The following is a 19037-nucleotide window of genomic DNA, read 5'->3' on the forward strand; positions in this document are numbered from 1 at the left end:
CGTGTTGTTTATCCGTGCAGCACCAAACGCTTTATACGTAAAAAAGAGTCCTCTGCAGCCTGGATTTGTTGTTCTCGTGATTGATTAAGCGATGCGGAGTCCACGCCAATCGCCTTTTCGAATCCTTCGCGCAACTCCTCCAAGGAAACGGTGTGATTGATACCCTCTACGCCCCATGTTTGCAGGTAGCTATTGAGTTTACGTACAGTCAAACCGACATAAGGCACCGCATAACTCATTGCAGTAATGGCGCCATGCAGGCTGGTGCCCATGTAGGCCTTAGCGTGGGCAATCAGGTACATAATATCCCAGATTGTCACCTCATCAAAAACGGTACACGGATGTTTCAGCAATGGAGCGATGCGCTGGAGCGCCAGGTGGTCATCGTGGTTGAGTGCTTTTCCGATCGGACAAAAGCAAAGGTGGACATCCGGATGTCGTTCAACAAGAGCATCCAACTGCTGCGCGATCCGCAGCTCGTTATTTTTCGCATGGTTGTTTTTAATTTGAAAAAACAGATAGGTTCCCTGTCTTTCAGCCACATATTGCCCAATCTGTGGAGAAACCCGACCAGCAAGTATCGGACCCGGATAAAACTTGGACATCAGGATGGCTGAATCGGGATACATCGATGTTCGCACACCCTGAGCTGCCAAGTTACGCTGCGTCGCCTCATCCCGAACTGCAAAATAATCCACATGGCGTAATTTGTCTCCCAAACCCGGGAACCGATCGAAAATCGCAGGATCCAATTCAGAGCCGCCGAGTGAATTGAAAATAACGTTGTCTACACCCTGAAAGTCCGAAGAGGTGAATACAAAAGGAAGGTCGGTCTGCCCATGCAATACCCGCTTGGCAAACGCATTCAAATCGAATACCTTACTGATACGGTGATGAAAACGGTGGGTACGCTTAAACACATTATTTAGTGCCAAGAGCAAAGAACTCCAGGTAACCGCCACCGCTTCGCCTCCGGCCACAATGATACTTGTATGTTCCCGGCCCTCGTTGCACCGGCGATAGAACGCCCGGATGTCTTCCGTCGGCTTGCCGCCCAATTCGCTTAGATTGCTGTTGATAATACCGAAAAATGACGCATCAAACGGTTGTCCATACGTGTGGAGTTGCGCCTCGATAACCAACGGAAACAGCAGGTCTCCGTAATTGAAACGATCGAATGCTCCGACGATTAAAACATTGCTTTTTGTTGCCAATATACGAGTGTTTTATATGAGTAACGAATCATTCAGTTAACCAGTCCCGATTCATGCAACTGCCAGATGGGCGAAGCTGCCCGCAGCTTGCTGACGCTTGCCGTAACCTGTGCGACGCAGGCACGGATATCAGCGGGGGTATTAAACCGTCCCAGGCTAAACCGGATGGAAGCGTGTGCATCCGCATCTGAAAGCCCCATTGCTTTCAGTACGTGAGAAGGATCCCGTGTGCCGCTTACGCATGCCGATCCGGATGCCAGCGCAATGTCAGGCACACTGACCATCACCTGATCGGCCTTGAGATGCTTGAACGCGATGTTGCTGACATTCGGCAACCTGGCTGTGCCCATCCCGTTTACGAAAGTCGCAGGTAATGCCATCAATCCCTTCTCCAGTTTATCGCGTAACGTTGCCAGCCGCAGCGAATCCGTAGCCACCTCCTGTCCCGCAAGTGCCGCTGCTTCTCCAAACCCAACAATACCCGGTACATTCAACGTCCCCGCTCGAAGTTTATTTTCCTGGCTCCCACCATGCAGCAGCACACCGGTCTGAATACGTTTTCGTCTGCGCCTGACGTAGAGCGCCCCCACTCCTTTCGGCCCATAAAGTTTGTGAGCACTCAGGCAAAGTAGGTCTATCGCTATTTCCCCTACGTTTATTGGCACTTTACCTGCTGCTTGCGTAGCATCACAGAAGAACAACACATCGTGGCTTGCGGTAATTTTCGCAATGTCTTGCACGGGATGCAATACACCGGTTTCATTGTTGGCGTGCATCAATGCAACCAATACGGTGTCTGGTCGAATAGCTGCCTCCAGCCCTTTCAAGTCTAATGCCCCCTCCCTGGATACGGGTAAATACGTAACCTCGGCGCCCCGCTTTTCCAAGTAGGCAAAGGTATCCAGCACGGCCTTGTGTTCTGTCTGACATGTGATGAAATGCCGACCCTTGGTCCGGTACCGCTCAAACACGCCCTTTAATACCATGTTAATAGCTTCGGTAGCCCCCGATGTGAAAGTGATTTCCTTAGAACTAGCCCCGATGAACGAAGCCACTTGCTCCCGTGCATTTTCCACTGCTGCGGCAGCTGTCCGGCCCGCCCGGTGGGTTACACTGGACGCATTGGCAAACTGAGTAGTTAAATACGGCATCATCGCCTCCAACACCCGCGGATCGAGTGGTGTAGTCGCATTGTTGTCGAGGTATATGAGCCTATCCATGTTGCGAATTTATAAACAATTTTAGCGTAACACTTGTTCTCTCTTCATAACTTTACATAAAAATAGTGAATAAGACGAAACCGATCGGATTAAAACAATCATTAAGGGTCTCTATTTCACCATTGAAACTAAAATTAATTAACGCATATGAAATTTACCAGAAAGGCAAGTGCCAGTTGGCAGGGCACCGGAAAGGACGGAAAAGGAACCATTAACACCCAAAGCACCGTACTGGATCAAACCCCCTACTCGTATAAGACCCGGTTTGAGGACGGTATAGGGACTAATCCCGAAGAACTGATCGGCGCAGCACACGCAGGCTGTTTCACGATGCAACTGAGTTTTCTTCTCAGTGAAAAGGGATACGAGCCAACCAGCTTGGATACCGAGGCCAAGGTAACCTTTGAAGACGGCAGCATTACTTCGGTACACCTGGATCTCAAAGGTGAGGTGGCTGGTATCTCCGAATCTGAGTTCAGGGAAATCGCACAAAAAGCGAAGGAAATCTGCCCCATATCCAAATTACTGAATACGACCATTGAGTTAAGCACGGCTTTGGCTTAGAAGCGCGGACTACGCAAAAAAATGTTGCAATATTTTGTAATTGCAGGGTATCGCTATATATTTGCATCCGCAAAAAAACTCAATAGCCGACGTAGCTCAGCTGGTAGAGCAACGCATTCGTAATGCGTAGGTCGTAGGTTCGAATCCCATCGTCGGCTCACCCATAAAAAGAAAAGGTGTATCGAAATCAGGTACACCTTTTTTTTGATAAACGCCGAATATCCCTTGAAAGCCAGCTTTGGAATAAATATTTTCGATTTCTGTTTAATTATGGCTATCGCATACAGAAGATGGTTAAATTCATCGGTTGAAAAAACTATTCAATCTTTTTCTATTTTTTTAATAAGTTATTATTAATTTTGGTTTTTATTAAAATGTCATCATACTATATTGATGATCAATGTAGAACCCTAATGAAACACTAAATGGAAAAATAGAAACACCAAACAAACACACACATTCGCAACACACACATTCACAACACGCATTAGCGAAAAACTAATTTTCTTATAAAAAGCTAGCTAATAGCTAAAACGCTTTAGTATAAATCTAAAATTTGTTGATCGCAAGAGTAATTATAAACAATTAAAACCAACTAAATGAGACGTATAACGTTTGTCAGTAGCATGGCTATGCTGTTCACCATTGGTGGATCGCTGTATGGCAATCAGGCAATGGCTTCTTCTTTTCACGTGACGACCGCAAAAAGCGGTTACACTTCAGTCAATCAACAACACACGATAAGCGGCATTGTAACCAGCGGGACCGACCAGGCTCCCTTACCCGGCGTTTCAGTCGTCGTAAAAGGCACTCAAAAGGGTGCCACTACCAACGAGCAGGGGCAGTATACGATAGAAGCCGAGGTTGGCGATGTATTGGTATATAGTTTTATCGGATATACCAGCACAGAACAAACGGTGGGCAATCAGTTGCAACTGAACGTAGTGTTACAGGAAGATGCCCAGGCGCTAGAAGAGGTGGTTGTAGTAGGTTACGGTACGATGCGCAAGTCTGACGTAACGGGTTCTATTTCCATCGCTAAAGGCGAGGACATGATCAAGGCACAGAATTTCAGCGCATTGGATAACCTTCGCGGTAAAGCTGCGGGAGTGAACATCTTCTCGAACTCCAGCCAACCGGGTGCCTATGCAAACCGCGTGGTCATTCGCGGTACGGCTACCATCAATTCTTCATCTAACCCATTATATGTAGTGGATGGCGTTGTGATGGAAGACTTCCAATTGATTAACCCGAATGATATCGAACGCATTGAAGTGCTGAAAGATGCGTCATCGGCCGCTATATATGGAGCACGTGGCGCAAACGGCGTCATCCTGGTCACGACCAAACGAGGTAGCAAAGATGGGCGGAAAACGGTTAGTTACCAGGGATCCGTCGGCTTTAGCTCGCCGCAGCGATTCATGAAAGTGCTGGATGCAAACCAATGGGTAGAAGCTTTTATGACCGGTTTGGAAAACGAAAATACGTACCAAGGAAAATCCTGGTCGTTGGACAAAACGGACTGGTTCAACGATCCCACCTATTTTGATAGCAACGGCAATCCACTGTACAACACCCATTGGCAGGAAGAAGCGACCCGCACCGGTGTAACACACAACCATCAATTGAATATCCAGCAAGGGGATGAAAAATCGTCAACCGGTGCGTTTTTAAACTATACCGATCAACAAGGCATTGTTAACAACACGTACAGCAAGCGGATCAACGGTAAATTGGCGTACGATTCCAAACCGCTGGATTGGTTGTCGACCAGTGTAAACCTGTTGGTAAACCATACCTGGGGTCGCTATACGCCGGAGGATGGTGGGGGTCAGGATGCCAGAAGAACCATGATCGAAATGCTACCCTGGCTTCCGATCTATCAGCCAGACGGGCAATATACTTCTTCTTCTTCCTCATCGATAACCGATGTATTGGGCTTCGAAGGCATGTCCAATCCCGTTGCCATCCTGGATAAGCAAAAACGCATGCGCTACAATACACAGATTTTCGGAAACGCTGCCTTGACATTCCATTTGGCAGATGGGCTGGACTTAAAGACTCAATTCGGGGTCGATGCTCACCGAAAAGACTACAAAGGCTATTCTTCGATTATACTGAACAACATATCCCGGCCAAATGGTTGGGCTGAAATCCAGCACACCAATACGTTTTACTGGCAGGAAGAAACCTACCTGACCTATAATAAGTCATTCGATAAACACCGCATCAATGCGATGGCAGGGCTTTCATGGCAGGAGCGTACGTACGGTTATGATGCTTCACGTACCGAAGGATTCTCCGATGATTTTTATGAATGGAATAACATGGGAGTGGGAAGAACGCCTTCATCGCCGTCGTCCGACTGGGATCAATGGCGAATGAACTCCTATTTTCTACGCGCCGCGTATTCGTACAATGACCGGTATTCGCTTACCCTTACCGGACGCTATGATGGGTCGTCCAAATTCGGAGCCAACAACAAATATGCATTTTTCCCCTCAGCAGGTTTGGCATGGAATGTATCCAACGAAGATTTCATGCAAGACAATACTTGGATCAGCAATTTGAAATTGCATACCAGCTATGGCCTAACCGGCAACTCAGAAATCGACCCCTACTCGTCTCTCGCTAATGTGACTGCTGGCACGCATTTACTGGATGGCGCACGTGCGCCCTATTCGTACCTTGGCTCCATGTCAAATCCGGATTTGAAATGGGAAAAGACAGGAACGTATGATGTAGGAGTAGAATTGGGAATCCTGCAAAACAAGCTAAATTTTGACGTGTCTTATTACAACCGGACAACAACCGACCTACTGCTTGCCGCACCGCTTCCTTACGCCACCGGTTTCTCTTCCGTTATGCGAAATATCGGTTCAGTAAGGAACCAAGGGTTGGATATGATGGTAACGGCTACTCCATTCACCACAAGCGACTTCAACTGGAACATCACGCTCAATGCAAATTACAACAAAAACGAAGTATTGAAATTGGGCGAGAACGATGAAGATATTCCGCAGAACAGTTGGGTTGGCGGGCCAAATAGCATTATCCGCGTAGGCGAGAACCTAAACAGCTTTTACGGCTACAAACGCTACGGCGTTTACACCGTTGAGGATTACGAAGCGGGGGACGCTACACTGGCCCAGGTGGGAAGAGCCAAACGTTCAACTACACAGGAAATCTTGGGCAAGGGTATGCCTGACTGGACAGGAAGTTTCATCAACACATTCAATTACAAAAACTTTGACCTGACTGTCGATTTGCAATTTGTATATGGAGTTGAGACCATGCAACAATTCTTCCACTCCACGTACGACCGATTTGGCATCACGAATGGTCTGGAAACCATCCTGACCGATGCATATAATGGCTCCAACCCCAATACCATGCAGCAAGCCGTTTACCTCACCAACAACGGCCATGCCGGTCAGGACACCAACGTGGATTCCCAATGGGTTACTGACGGTTCGTACCTGCGTTTCAACGTGCTTCAACTGGGATATACCTTTGATTCCAGCCTGTGCAAAAGATTGGGTATCGCTGCGCTTAGGGTTTATGCCAACGCCAATAACCCCTGGTTAATTACCTCCAAAGAATTTCAGGGATACGATCCGGAAGGCACTTCACTGGGAGACTCGAATAAATTCGGACAGAATATGGTTTTCTTCTCCTACCCCAGAGCAAAATCGTTTATGTTGGGAATGAATATTACTTTATAATCCATAAGAGAGACGTTATTATGAAAACTAAAAATATAGCAATTGCTTTACTGTGTGGCAGCGCGTTTACCTTTGGCGCCTGTGAAAGCTTTTTAGATGAAGCGCCCCGTTCTGCCGTTACGTCAGTTGCGTACTACCAGAATGAAGCACAGGCGCAAGGACAGGTGAACTCGCTATACCGGATGGGCGCACCATTACGTTATGCATCGGCAGGAAGTGCCTACATCGGACCGAATGCTTCGATCAATAGCATGTTGACGGGATACTTCACCAATAGCTATGAAGGGCAGGAATTGATCTGTTTGTATTCACGGGAACTGACCCGTCAAAACAATACACGGATCGTTTCCAATACGATGAATAGCATCTGGAATGACTGCTACCGGGCAATTAACATTGCAAACGCAGCGATTAAATACATCCCCGAAATTGAGATGGACGCAAACCTGCAATCAAAATTGGTGGGAGAAGCGAAATTCTTCCGAGCATACAACTATTTTTACTTGGTAAAAACGTTCGGTGACCTTCCGTTGTCCACCGAGCCTTATGAAGCAACAACAGATGACTTATACCTACCCCGCACGGGCACGGCAGAGGTTTATGCGTTGATAGAAGCAGATCTAAAAGAAGCTGTAGATGCACTGCCTGCAAGTACGTTTGCCAATAACGCACACCGCATCAGCCGGTATGCAGCGGCGATGGCCTTGGCCGATGTGTATTTGCAACAAGGAAAATATGGCGATGCCGCAACTTACGCACAACTCGTATTGGATTCGCCCCATGGCCTGACGACAAACAGCGACTTGGCGCTGAATAGCGCCTATAACAAGCTGCGTAAATCGGACGACCTGGATGAATCGATCTACGCGTTGGAATACGACGGCACGATCAATAACAGCGGTTGGTGGACAACCTATGCATTCAGTTCGTCAGCTACTTCCATATTTACAACGTATTCCATCTTCGAGCGTGTATATGGACCTACTGATCGTTTTCTGAATGTGTATGAAGCGGAAGACCTACGGATACAACCCAACCAGTTTTTTCACTGGAAATACACCAACCCCAACACCGGCACGAAATGGACGTCAGCACAGGCCGGCATCTGGTATTATTATGACGAAGACGCAGTGTTGAACACCGGACGGGGAACAAAAGATTGGAATTTATATCGGTATGCAGAAGCTTTGTTGATTGCAGCAGAATCGATAGCCCGTTCGTCGGGAGTTAATGCAGACGCAGCCGGGTATCTGGCGCAGGTTAAAGCGCGGGCGGATATCAACGGAAAAACCGCTGCCGATTATACCGCAGAACTACAAAGCCTACCGGAGGATGATTTTGTAGAAGCGGTTTGGACCGAGCGCTTACGGGAGTTACCCTTAGAATTTAAAATGTGGGATGACTGCCTACGTACTGGCATGTTCCCAGTGATCTCTGCATCCGTAAAAGGACAGGTTGACTACCAACCGCTCGTTGGCACACAAAACGGTTCCGGCGCTACATTCAAGGAAACCGATTTGCTTTGGCCGATCTCGTTGGACGAATTACAACGGAATCCAAAATTGACACAAAACGAGGGGTATCAGGACATCGCCCGATAAAAAAAGCCTGAATAAACGCAAAAGCCGCTTCGCTATTTTTCGAGGCGGCTTTTGCGTTTATATAACCTTGTCCCTTAAAACAAAAACCGCCCGTCTTGCGACGAGCGGCCGCCCCCAATGGGGTTAGGGGGCTATCAACCTAAACCTATTCCCTTCATAGCAATTCTAATGCCAAACTTCTCGCAATAGGATAATCTTATGCGAGGCTTGCTTTCAATTGTTCCAACAGATCTTCAGATGGAGCTTTGCGCGGCTTGATCTTGCGTACGGTAGGTCTTTTCCCTTTTGCCTTCGCCCGGATAATTTTCATCAGATCTTTACTGTATTCATCGCGATACGCCGTGATGTCAAAGTCACTGGAGTGCCGTTTGATCAACTGGACAGCCATATCCATTTCTGGCTTGGAAATTTTAATACGCTGGCTGGGTTTAATTTCTTCAACAGATCGGATTTCCTCCTCAAACCGAAGTTTATTCAACATCAAAATACCCTGGTGGGGTCTGATAACTGCAAGATTTTCAGCGTTACGCATCACAAAAGTGGACAAACCGGCCATCTTGGTCTTTTCGAGTGCGTTTAGCAAGAGCACATACGCTTTTTCTCCACCTTTCTGTGCCTGTAGATAATACGGGCTTTCGAAATAAATACTGTCGATATCGGCTTCTTTAACAAAGGATTGAAGGTTGATCATTTTGGTCTTTTCCGGACTGGCTTCTTCAAAGTCTGCCTCATCAAGAACGATATAATTGTCATCCAGCATATACCCCCTCACGATCTGATCCCATCCAATCTCTTTTCCCGTTCGTTCATTCACCCGTTTGTATCGAATGCGGGAATGATCCTTACGGTCGAGCATGTCCAAATCGGGTCTGCTGTCCGTCGTCGCACTCAATATTTTTACTGGAATATTGACCAATCCGAAGCCGATGGCTCCTGTCCATATTGCTCTCATTGTCGTACTTTTTGAAAGTATAACAATGAGAGCCTTGGAAATGTTGTCGTTTAATTTCAGAAACCGCCTAGCCAATCTCAGCGCCGACGCGTTCGAGCAGCCGCTTGGTAGCTAAGATACCATCCTCTTCACTGAGTTGATCTCCCTCGTATTCGATACCGATATACCCTTTGTAACCAGCATCTTTGACGATCTGAAGCATCCGCCGGTAATCAATTTGAGGTTCATTACCGTTTTCATCAAATGTATGGCTCTTCGCACTGACGCCTTTCGCGAGGGGCATCAAATCTTGCACGCCCTGGTACCGGTCATATTCATAAAAATTCCCAAAGTCGGGTAAGCTACCGCAATTTTTCTTGCCTACTCCCCGAAGCACAGCACTTAGCCAATCGCCATGGGAAGATATGCCACCATGATTTTCCACGATGACACTGATACCATGTGGCGCCGCAAATTCACTCAACCGCCCTAAACCATCAATGGCTGCGGCTTTCACCTCTTCGGGTGTACCTTTTCCCGCCGCGTTCACGCGAATGGCATGGCAGCCTAAAAATTTTGCGGCTTCAACCCATTTATAGTGATTTTCCACTGCCTGGGTACGCTCTTTTTCATCCGTTGAGCCCAACGGGCCTTCCCCATCGATCATGATTAGCACATTTTTGACGCCGTTATCCTTGGCGCGCTGATTCAGCTCTGCCAAATATTTCTTATCTTGGGCCTTGTCTTTGAAAAATTGATTCACATACTCCACAGCGTGGATGCCGAATTTCTTTGCCGCCGTCTCGGCAAAATCGAGGTTGTCGAGCTTGCCCCCGAACAAGGTACGGTGCAACGACCATTCGGCCAACGAAATATCGAAAAATGGCTTTTTGCCCGTTACAGCGGGAAATATTGACTTGGCCATTACAGGAAGTGCTGAAACACTCAGGGCACCTACTCCCAGGTGCTTCAAAAATGATCTTCTATCTGTCATTGTTATCTATACATTTAATTAGTAGTAATTTTACGTTTATGACGTTGTCTTCAAATATTTGCCCATCCATGTGCCAGCACGTCTGCCAGGTGCATCGTTTTGATCGGCAACCGATGCTTGTCGATATAACCTTGGAGGTGCAGCAAGCAGGATGAATCGGTGGAAATAATGTAATCAGCTTCCCTTTCCAGCGCATGATGCACTTTTTGTTCGGCCATGGCGCTGGAGATAGCTTCAAACTTCACGGCAAAGGTGCCTCCAAAGCCACAGCATGTGTCTGTATGCTTCATCTCTACCAATTCAAGGCCCTCTACGTTGCTTAATAACTGCCGCGGTTCATCCCGGATATGGCATTCGCGTAGGGCGGAGCAGGAATCATGGTACACGGCACGTCCCTCCAATTCAGCCCCAAAGTAGTCTTTTTTGAGTACATTCACCAAAAAATCCGAAAGTTCATGAATGTTCCCCTGTATTGATCGGCAGCGGTTATGAACCATTGTATTGGTAAATAAATTATTATAAGCGTTCTTGATCATGCCAGTACACGATGCCGATGGCGATACGATGACCAGGTCGTCTGCAAAATCATGCAGGAACTTATGACCAACTTGCTTGGCCTCGTCCCAAAAGCCGGCGTTGTACGCAGGCTGTCCGCAACAGGTCTGCTGGGGGTTATAAATTACGTTGCATCCAACCTTTTCCAAAATACGGACGGTGTTAAACGCCGTTTCAGGAAATAATTGATCGGTGAAACAAGGGATAAAGAGCTGAACCGTCATACACAAATCTACTAGCTATTTTTAACCAAAACCTGCATCCTTCCCAAAAGCGTCAGTCCTACTACAAAAAATATACCTAAGCACAATGCCGAATACCGAATGTTATTCGTTAGCTGTTCAATGATAGCAAAGGAGAAAAGTCCTATAACGATGGCAATTTTCTCTGTAACGTCATAAAAACTGAAAAATGAAGCGGTATCAGCCTCGTCGGGAGGCAATAGTTTGGAATACGTAGATCGGGACAGCGACTGTATGCCTCCCATAACCAATCCGACCAACGCAGCCAAAATATAAAACTGCACTTCGTCGTTGATAAAATAAGCCGAGACACATATTCCGATCCAGATACAGACCATGAGCATCAGCACACGCACGTTGCCAATGTAACGGGCGAGCAGCGACATCAGGTAGGCACCCCCTATGGCAACCAGTTGGATGATCAAAATCGTACCGATCAGCTTGGGTGCCCCCAGGTGTAATATTTTTTCGCCAAAGGCTGCCGCAACAATCATTACCGTTTGAACGCCCATCGCATAGAAAAAAAAAGCGGGCAAAAAACGCTTGATCGCTGGTATTTTTTTGAGTCGGGCCCATACGTCGCGCAGCTCGGCAAACCCTTTTTGCAGCACATGCTTGGTAACACGCTGCCCATTCCGTTGGTCCTTAGGTAGCTTGATGAAAGGAATCTGTGCAAAACCGATCCACCAGAACCCTACCAGCAAAAAAGATAACCGTGGAGCGAAACTTGGATCGGTAATGCCGAACCATTCCGGTTTTAAGATAAATACAAAACAGATAATCTGGATGGTCACACAACCGATATACCCGTAGGCAAATCCCTGGGCACTCACTCGGTCTTGCTGGTCGACCGTGGCGATCTGTGGAAGGTACGAGTTATTGAACAGCACCCCACCTACGTACCCCACGGCAGCCAACGTAAAACAGACGATCCCCCACTCCAATGTTTCGAGCTTGAAGAAAAACAACCCCATGCAGGCAATGCCTCCGAGGTAGGTAAACGCCATCATAAACGTCTTCTTGTTTCCTTTGAAATCGGCCACCGACGACAAGATGGGGAGGGCTAGGGCCATCAGGAGGTAAGCCACCGACAACGCAAAGTTGGATAATGCCGTATTGACTACTTCGAGCCCAAAGAATGTAACCCGATCGCCATGTGCCTCTGTATAGGTGATGGCGGTATAATACGCTGGGAAAATGGTGGAGGTGATAACCAGGTTATACGCAGAATTTGCCCAATCAAACATCGCCCATGCACGAATGGTGGGGGTATCGTTTTTTTGTATCGTCATTCGTTTTGTTGAGTCAGCTAAGATAGGAAATAGTTGGATTTACCGGGAAAATCTATGATAATAAAAGGGGTATCTCCCAGCAAACATGCCTTCGGATACCCCCTCCGCTCGCGCGGGATTGTTTTAACTAGGTTAGGTCAATGATCGCCCGATCTGTTCGAGCATCGTCTTGGTCTTCAGGATGCCTTCGTTGGCCGATAAACGGTGTCCTTCGTACTCAATGCCTACATACCCGGTGAACTTAGCCTCCTTCACGGATTTCAGGATCCGCCGGTAATCGATGCTGGTCTCATTGCCATCCGCATCGAAATCGTATGTTTTTGCACTCACACCCTTAGCGAAAGGCAACAATTCCGCCGTACCCTGATAGCGGTCGTATTCTTCCAGGCACTCGGCATTCAGGTAAGCCTCCAACGTCTGTTCCACCGGTTCGCTCCGTTTTATGCAAAAATTACCGATGTCTGGCAATGTCCCACAATTAGGAAGGTCTACCTCTCGCATAACCTGGCTTAACCACTTGCCATCGGAGGAGTATCCGCCGTGGTTTTCCACGATGACGGCAATGCCGTAGTCGCGGGCAAACGTTGCCAGGGCTGTCAGACTTCCTGCCGCGTAACGTGCCACGTCCTCGGCGGAACCGTGCCCGGCCGCATTTACGCGAATGGCGTGGCACCCGAGAAATTGTGCGGCTTCTACCCATTTATAGTGGTTTTCTACAGCCTGTTTCCGCTTGGTGGCATCGGCATCCCCCAGATCTCCTTCCAGGTCACACATAATAAGTACACTGGTAATACCATTGTCGTCGCATCGGCTTTTCATGTCACCGAGATACGTTTGATCGGTGGCCTTGTCCATAAAAAACTGATTGACGTATTCAACGGCATTTATTCCGAAATTTTCCTTCGCATACAGCGGAAAATCCAAATGGTCGAGCTGGCCTCCGAAAATCGCCCGGTTCAGTGACCATTCGGCGAGCGAAATCTTAAAAAACAGCGCGTCATTCTCCTCGGCTTCCTGCCCCTTTTTGGCCCGGGAGCCCCTGCAGGAAAGCAACGAATGCACGAATGGGTATGCGGCGATGACAGCAGCACCCATACCCATTTGTTTAACGAATCTCCTTCTTTTATTCATCGCCACCTCCACTCAATATCCATCATTTTGTATCAGCGCTCCCCCGCTCCTGTCGATTTGGTCTTGGGGAATCGGGAAGTAATTGTTTTTTTCTGCAAAATCAAGTCCACTATACGCGCTTATAATTCCCCCTTCAAAAGCCGAATAACTTTCCAGCGCTTCTTTGGCAATCCCCCAACGCACCAGGTCAAAGAACCGGTGCCCTTCCAAAGCAAGTTCCAGCCGGCGTTCGAAGCGGATCGCGTCCAGCGCGTATTCTTTGTTGGCAAACGCTAAGTAGGGTTTTACGTTATATGCGGCAGTATTGGCGCCCCCCACTGTTTTGAGCGGTATTTTTGCCGCCCGGACCCGCACATTATTTACCCTGGCCAACGCATAATCCAAGTCTCCGGTTTCTGCGGCACACTCCGCCGCCATCAAGTATACGTCTGCCAACCGGATAATGTTTACATTCAAAGATGTCACATAATTAACGCCACCCGACTGGGTGTTACCCGGAAAATCTGCTTGGTCAATCATATGCTTATACCCCACAAATGGGCCGCCGAAAGCGGGGTCACGTAACCAGCCGTCGCCCGGCATGACTCCCCAATCATGGTAGGGCACGCCTCTCCTACCCACGGTGTAATCAAGCCGCGGGTCCACAGCAAGGGTCTTATCCACCTGATAGTTGGCCTTGGCATCTCCGCTCAGTCCGTAATCCGACTTATAGGGATTATTCCGATAGGAATCGTCAAGCATGGGCAGGCCCAGTGCGGTTACCCTAAACGAATTAACAAGGTCAAAGCTGGGATTGAAGAAACCGCAGCAATTGGCTGGAGCCGACCCATACAGTCCACCGAGCATATCGCCCACGTTCGCATTATCCCCGCCGCCATCCGGATTGATCGCATGTTGTGCGGCAAAAATAGACTCTGGCCCGTTTTCCGTATTTACATCAAAATTATTCAGAAAGGGAAGACTTTCAAGCGCAGGTCGTGCGGCAATGACTTCCTTAAATAACACCAGTGCTTCGGCGTGTTTTTTCTGATAGAGATAGACTTTCCCGAGATACGATTTGGCAGCTATTTGGTCTACCCTTCCAGCATCTCCAAGCGGTTTTGCATCGGAGAGGTTTTGAACGGCAAACTGGAAATCAGCTTCAATCATGGGCAGTACATCCACATTGTTGGGAACCGTTGGTGCATCGGCGGTCGCAACGGTTTCATCGATATAGGGAATATTTCGGAATACCCGCCATAGGAAGAAATAATAGTGGCCCCGTAGCATCTTTGCCTCCGCCTCTATTTCAGCCGCCCTTTCCGCTGAAAACTTCTCGCCGTCAGTGGATTCCTGCACCACTTTAAGTTGACGCAACGTCGCATTACAGCGGGTAATGCCCTCATAATAATTGTTCCACATGGCAGAAAGGTGCTCATTGACAGGGATGGTATTATGCATTTCAATATCAAACAGCACGGCTTGGTCTGCCAGCTCGCTTCCTTTATGGGCATTATCTGCGGCAACCTCCCCAAAAACCCATTGACTGGGTGCAGATGCATAGTTTCCCCAGGTTCCATCGCGATTTCCATTCATCAAACCGTACGCCCCGATCAGCATCCATTCCACCGCTTTGGTGTTGCTCACCTGCTCATCTGTAAGTTGCCCTTGTGGGCTCCGATTTAAAAAATCCTCGCTACACGCGCCCAAGCCCAGTAGCACAATGACGACAACCAACTTATAGTATCTTTTATAATATCTTTTCATGTTGAAAATTTTTAACGTTTGAGATATGTAGAACAAATTCCCTTAAAAAGTGACACTTAATCCCAACAGATACTGGCGTGGGACGGGATAAACCCCCATATCCACGCCCGGAGCAGTAAAATCAGATGAATACTGGCTTACTTCCGGGTCCATGCCGCTGTAACCCGTGACCGTGAACAGGTTGGTGACACTGGCATATACTCTTAGGTTGGAAACCTTGCCCTGAAACATGCGATCCGCGGGAAGTGTGTAACCCAGCTGAAGGTTTCGCATCCGGAAAAAGCTACCATCTTGCACATAATAGCTGGATGATTGATACTCAATAGTTGGCGCCTTGGCGTGTGGTGAAGGCATCATACTGTTGGGATTACTCGGGCTCCAAGCATTCAGTGTACGGGTGCTCACGGCGCCGGGAAACGCATAAAAGTCGGTATACTGGCGAGTAAGATCAAAGAGTTCGTTACCTTGCGATCCATTGAAAAACATGTTGATATCAAAGCGTTTGTAAGAAGCGCCCAAGCTGACGGAATAGATGAAATCCGGGTGTGGATTTCCGATAACCGTTCGGTCATTCCCATCAATTACACCGTCGGGAGTCCCATCCGGACCTGATATATCGGCAAATTTAAAGCCGCCTATCCGGGCATTTTCATACGATGCACTGTTGGCGATATCGGCATCGTCTTGATAAATACCTGCCACTTGATATCCATAAAAGGCACCCAATGGCGCACCGGCTTTCAATACGGAAGTGGTCACTCCACGCAGTGTTAAATAAGGCTGTTCGGTAACGGAGGGTGCTAGTTCGACAATATCGTTCGTATACCGGGAGAAAAACACCCCCGCATCAAACTGGAAGGCATCGTCGTCGCCTGACGGGGAAAAATAGTGGTAATTCAGCGATACCTCAAATCCAGCATTCTTAATATCGCCGGAGTTGACAAACGGTGACGAACCGGTTCCTACCGCCGCAGAAGGTTGTGGAACCGGATACAGCACGCCGCTCGTCCGCCTGTCAAACCAGTCAATTGCGCCGTCAATCGTGCGGTTGAAAAGGGTGAAGTCAAGGCCAACGTTAATCGATTTCAGCTCTTCCCACTTCACCGATGGGTTATCGTAGTTATTGGTCCACAACCCGCTGGAAAGGTCGTTGCCGCCGGCAATGGGATAAAAAGACTGATTGACACCCGAAGCATACCTTCTCAGGTATTGGAATGTGGGAATGCGTTGGTTGCCCGTAGTACCATAACCTGCCCGGAGCTTTAAGTCATCCATCCAAGCCGCCGTCGCCATAAAATTCTCACTGGACAACCGCCAGGCAACGCTTGCAGCAGGAAACAGGCCATACCGATTATCTGGCCCGAATGCAGAAGACCCGTCACGGCGGAGGGTTGCCGATACCAAATACCGGTCTTTAAATGCGTAATCGGCCCGCCCGAAAATCGAAAACAGCGAACCTTCAGAACCTTCACTTTCGGCACGGGTGGTTGCCGCCGTGTTTAAGTAGTAATAATTCAGGTCACCGGCGATGAAAAAGTCATTACCATATCCCCTGGTTTCATGCCAATTTGATTCCACGGCTTCGGTACCTACCAGCAAGGTGAGGTCATGCGCATCATTGAACACGTTCTTATACGTCGCGGTATTGGTCCATGTCCATTCCGAATTATACCCTTGCGGCTCTTGCAACGTATTATTTGTAAAACTTCCTTCAGAACGCTCCGGGTTGGGATACCCGATGGATTTGCTGTGGTAGTTTTCGTAGCGCAGCCCAAAAGTAGTCCGGAAGCTCAAGCCTTTCGCCAATTTGATGTCTGCGAATGTACTACCGAAAAACTGGCCGCTGTTGTTGCTATTGTCCTTTGCGCGATACAGCACGGACAGGGGATTGTCCGCATTCCCCATTTTATCGCCGCGCGTACCTGCAAAATTACCCATGATATCGTAAACAGGGACGATGGTTTGAATGCGGTACGCCCAGCCGATGGGCGATCCTTCTCCCTGATAGTCTCCGGCCCTGTTGACATTCACGCCGAAGCCATTGCCCCGGGTGTGGGAATACTGCATGTTTTCGCCGATCGTCACCCGGTCGTCCAAAAAGCTGAATGTCGTATTGCTACGGATGGTATAGCGCTCGAATCCGGTATATTTATAGGTACCTTCCTGCTTGAATGCCCCTCCGCTTATGGCATATGTGGAGTTTTCACCCCCGCCCAGTATACTCAATTGGTAATTTTGCATGGGCGCGTTTTGTGTAATGGCATCAAACCAGTTGGTACCGGTTTTATTCGCACGGGTAATCTGATAAAACTGGGCCGGATCCATCGCGTAATTATATTTAGCAGGATCTGCATCTGCTTCTGTGATATTGTGACCGGTCGTCGTACCCGCCAAAAGGTAATCGGGCAGTACCGGATTATCCGGGTCCGAACCGTAATTTGTACCGGTTGTTTCACTCATACCAGGAGCTTGCGCCGGATCACCGGTATTCTTGAAGCGCTGGTACACATACTCCGCAAACTGCTGCGGATTCAGGAATTCAGGAAACCGATTCCGTTGCGGACTTTGCGTACCATAATAGGCGTCAAAGGTGATTTTCGGCGCACCCTTCTGGCCTTTTCGGGTGGTAATGATGACGACACCGTTATTTGCCCGGGCCCCGTAAATGGAAGCGGCGGAAGCATCTTTCAATACCTGCATGGATTCGATATCGTTTGCATTCAGCCATCCCAGTTTTCCTTCATAAGGCATCCCGTCAATCACATACAGGGGATCGTTATTATTGATGGTGCTGAATCCTCTGATGCGTATCTGGGGCGTAGCGCCAGGTGCGCCGTCGTTGATGATCTGCACACCGGTGGCTTTGCCCTGAAGGGCTTCAATGGGGCTGGCGGCCGGTTGTTGTTTTAGGTCCTTTATACTGACAACGGCCACAGAGCCGGTCAAGTCTTTCACACGTTGCGCCGAGTAACCGGTTACCACCACCTCGTCCAACGTACTGAGTGACGGCTGTAAAGCAATTTCATAGACGTGCTGGTTATTATCTACCACAAATTCCTGCGGCACATACCCAACGTAGCTGACTTCCACCACTTCCTTGGGTTGTACGGTTAAAGAGAACTGGCCGTCATCGTTGGTACTCGTACCCCGGTCTGTCCCCTTCACTTTCACGGCCGCGCCCACAATCGGCCCGTTATTGGCCGCATCAGTAACCTTGCCGGCAATGGTTATATCCTGAAAAACACTGAATAGCAGAACTTTTTCGTTTTCGATCTTATACCCAATCCCCAACGGCCTAAAAACCTGATTAAGAACATCTGATAAATCACCGTAAAGATCTGCGGTCTTAATTTTACGATCGGCTTTAATCGCAGATGAGCTGTAGATAAAATGAGCACCCGATTGATTTTCCAAGGACGCGATCATTTGCTTAATGGTGACACGCTTGGCAGATAATTCAATCCTTTTGTCTAAAACACCCTGTGCGTCCGCTTCTTTCGCATGGGTGGAAAATACCACAATCGACGTGATAAGGGCATATAAAAAGGTTAGTCTCATCGCAGTTTTGGTTAACGCAATAATTCGATCTTTTTTCATATTTTTGAAAAATTATGGTTCGTAAACGGATTTTTTGAACTGTAAATTAAACCCGGAACAAATCGGTTCCGGATCACGGCCGGCAATACCCCCATATTGCCGGTTTTTGTTATCAAGTCTTCGGTTTTCCCATATTCATATTTATTTGGTTCAACATAATTGGCTGTCGTCAATAGCTTTTGTTTGAAAAAACACCAAAAAAAGCCTTGAATACCCTAACAAGGT

General features: G+C 48.0%; 12 protein-coding genes and 1 tRNA gene. 4 read left to right on the forward strand and 9 right to left on the reverse strand.

Going from position 1 to position 19037, the window contains the following annotated elements; genetic code table 11:
* Positions 1-8 precede the first annotated feature (8 nt).
* Together BMZ56_RS10845 and BMZ56_RS10850 are read right to left on the reverse strand one after the other, a co-directional pair.
* On the reverse strand, positions 9-1214 hold the full coding sequence (locus BMZ56_RS10845; protein ID WP_090626595.1) for a polysaccharide pyruvyl transferase family protein: 1206 nt from the start codon (positions 1212-1214) through the stop codon (positions 9-11).
* A gap of 32 nt (positions 1215-1246) precedes the next feature.
* On the reverse strand, positions 1247-2434 hold the full coding sequence (locus BMZ56_RS10850; RefSeq protein WP_090626596.1) for a cysteine desulfurase family protein: 1188 nt from the start codon (positions 2432-2434) through the stop codon (positions 1247-1249).
* 147 nt (positions 2435-2581) lie between these two features.
* Here BMZ56_RS10850 and BMZ56_RS10855 point away from each other — a divergent pair, with 147 nt between their 5' ends.
* The 4 genes from BMZ56_RS10855 (at position 2582) to BMZ56_RS10870 (ending at position 8324) form a co-directional block, all read left to right on the forward strand.
* The gene (locus BMZ56_RS10855) at positions 2582-2998 is read left to right on the forward strand and encodes an OsmC family protein (protein ID WP_090626597.1); all 417 of its coding nucleotides are present in this window, start codon (positions 2582-2584) and stop codon (positions 2996-2998) included.
* 85 nt (positions 2999-3083) lie between these two features.
* Positions 3084-3156, forward strand: a tRNA-Thr gene (locus tag BMZ56_RS10860).
* A 441-nt stretch (positions 3157-3597) separates the two neighbouring features.
* Positions 3598-6723 carry a SusC/RagA family TonB-linked outer membrane protein gene (locus tag BMZ56_RS10865; RefSeq protein ID WP_090626598.1) on the forward strand — a complete coding sequence of 1042 codons (3126 nt, stop codon included), beginning with the start codon at positions 3598-3600 and terminating at the stop codon, positions 6721-6723.
* A 20-nt stretch (positions 6724-6743) separates the two neighbouring features.
* Entirely contained in the window at positions 6744-8324 is a 1581-nt protein-coding gene (locus BMZ56_RS10870) for a RagB/SusD family nutrient uptake outer membrane protein (RefSeq protein WP_090626599.1), read from the forward strand.
* A 196-nt stretch (positions 8325-8520) separates the two neighbouring features.
* On the opposite strand, the gene ku is transcribed toward BMZ56_RS10870, so the two are convergent.
* The 7 genes from ku to BMZ56_RS10905 all read right to left on the reverse strand — a co-directional run bounded on the left by ku (position 8521) and on the right by BMZ56_RS10905 (position 18773).
* Positions 8521-9276, reverse strand: coding sequence for a non-homologous end joining protein Ku (ku, locus tag BMZ56_RS10875; protein ID WP_090626600.1), 756 nt, complete (start codon positions 9274-9276; stop codon positions 8521-8523).
* 67 nt (positions 9277-9343) lie between these two features.
* Positions 9344-10249, reverse strand: a complete 906-nt coding sequence (locus BMZ56_RS10880; RefSeq protein WP_090626601.1) for a sugar phosphate isomerase/epimerase family protein — start codon at positions 10247-10249, stop codon at positions 9344-9346.
* Positions 10250-10299: 50 nt separating this feature from the next.
* The gene (locus tag BMZ56_RS10885; protein WP_090626602.1) at positions 10300-11028 is read right to left on the reverse strand and encodes a (Fe-S)-binding protein; all 729 of its coding nucleotides are present in this window, start codon (positions 11026-11028) and stop codon (positions 10300-10302) included.
* An 11-nt stretch (positions 11029-11039) separates the two neighbouring features.
* Positions 11040-12338: an MFS transporter gene (locus tag BMZ56_RS10890; protein ID WP_090626603.1), complete on the reverse strand. Its 1299-nt coding sequence runs from the start codon at positions 12336-12338 to the stop codon at positions 11040-11042.
* Between the two features lie 132 nt (positions 12339-12470).
* Positions 12471-13469: a sugar phosphate isomerase/epimerase family protein gene (locus BMZ56_RS10895; RefSeq protein ID WP_090626604.1), complete on the reverse strand. Its 999-nt coding sequence runs from the start codon at positions 13467-13469 to the stop codon at positions 12471-12473.
* Positions 13470-13481: 12 nt separating this feature from the next.
* On the reverse strand, positions 13482-15215 hold the full coding sequence (locus tag BMZ56_RS10900; RefSeq protein ID WP_090626605.1) for a RagB/SusD family nutrient uptake outer membrane protein: 1734 nt from the start codon (positions 15213-15215) through the stop codon (positions 13482-13484).
* Positions 15216-15257: 42 nt separating this feature from the next.
* On the reverse strand, positions 15258-18773 hold the full coding sequence (locus BMZ56_RS10905) for a SusC/RagA family TonB-linked outer membrane protein (protein WP_245893173.1): 3516 nt from the start codon (positions 18771-18773) through the stop codon (positions 15258-15260).
* Positions 18774-19037 lie beyond the last annotated feature (264 nt).

The sequence above is a fragment of the Parapedobacter indicus genome (assembly GCF_900113765.1).
Classification (GTDB): domain Bacteria; phylum Bacteroidota; class Bacteroidia; order Sphingobacteriales; family Sphingobacteriaceae; genus Parapedobacter; species Parapedobacter indicus.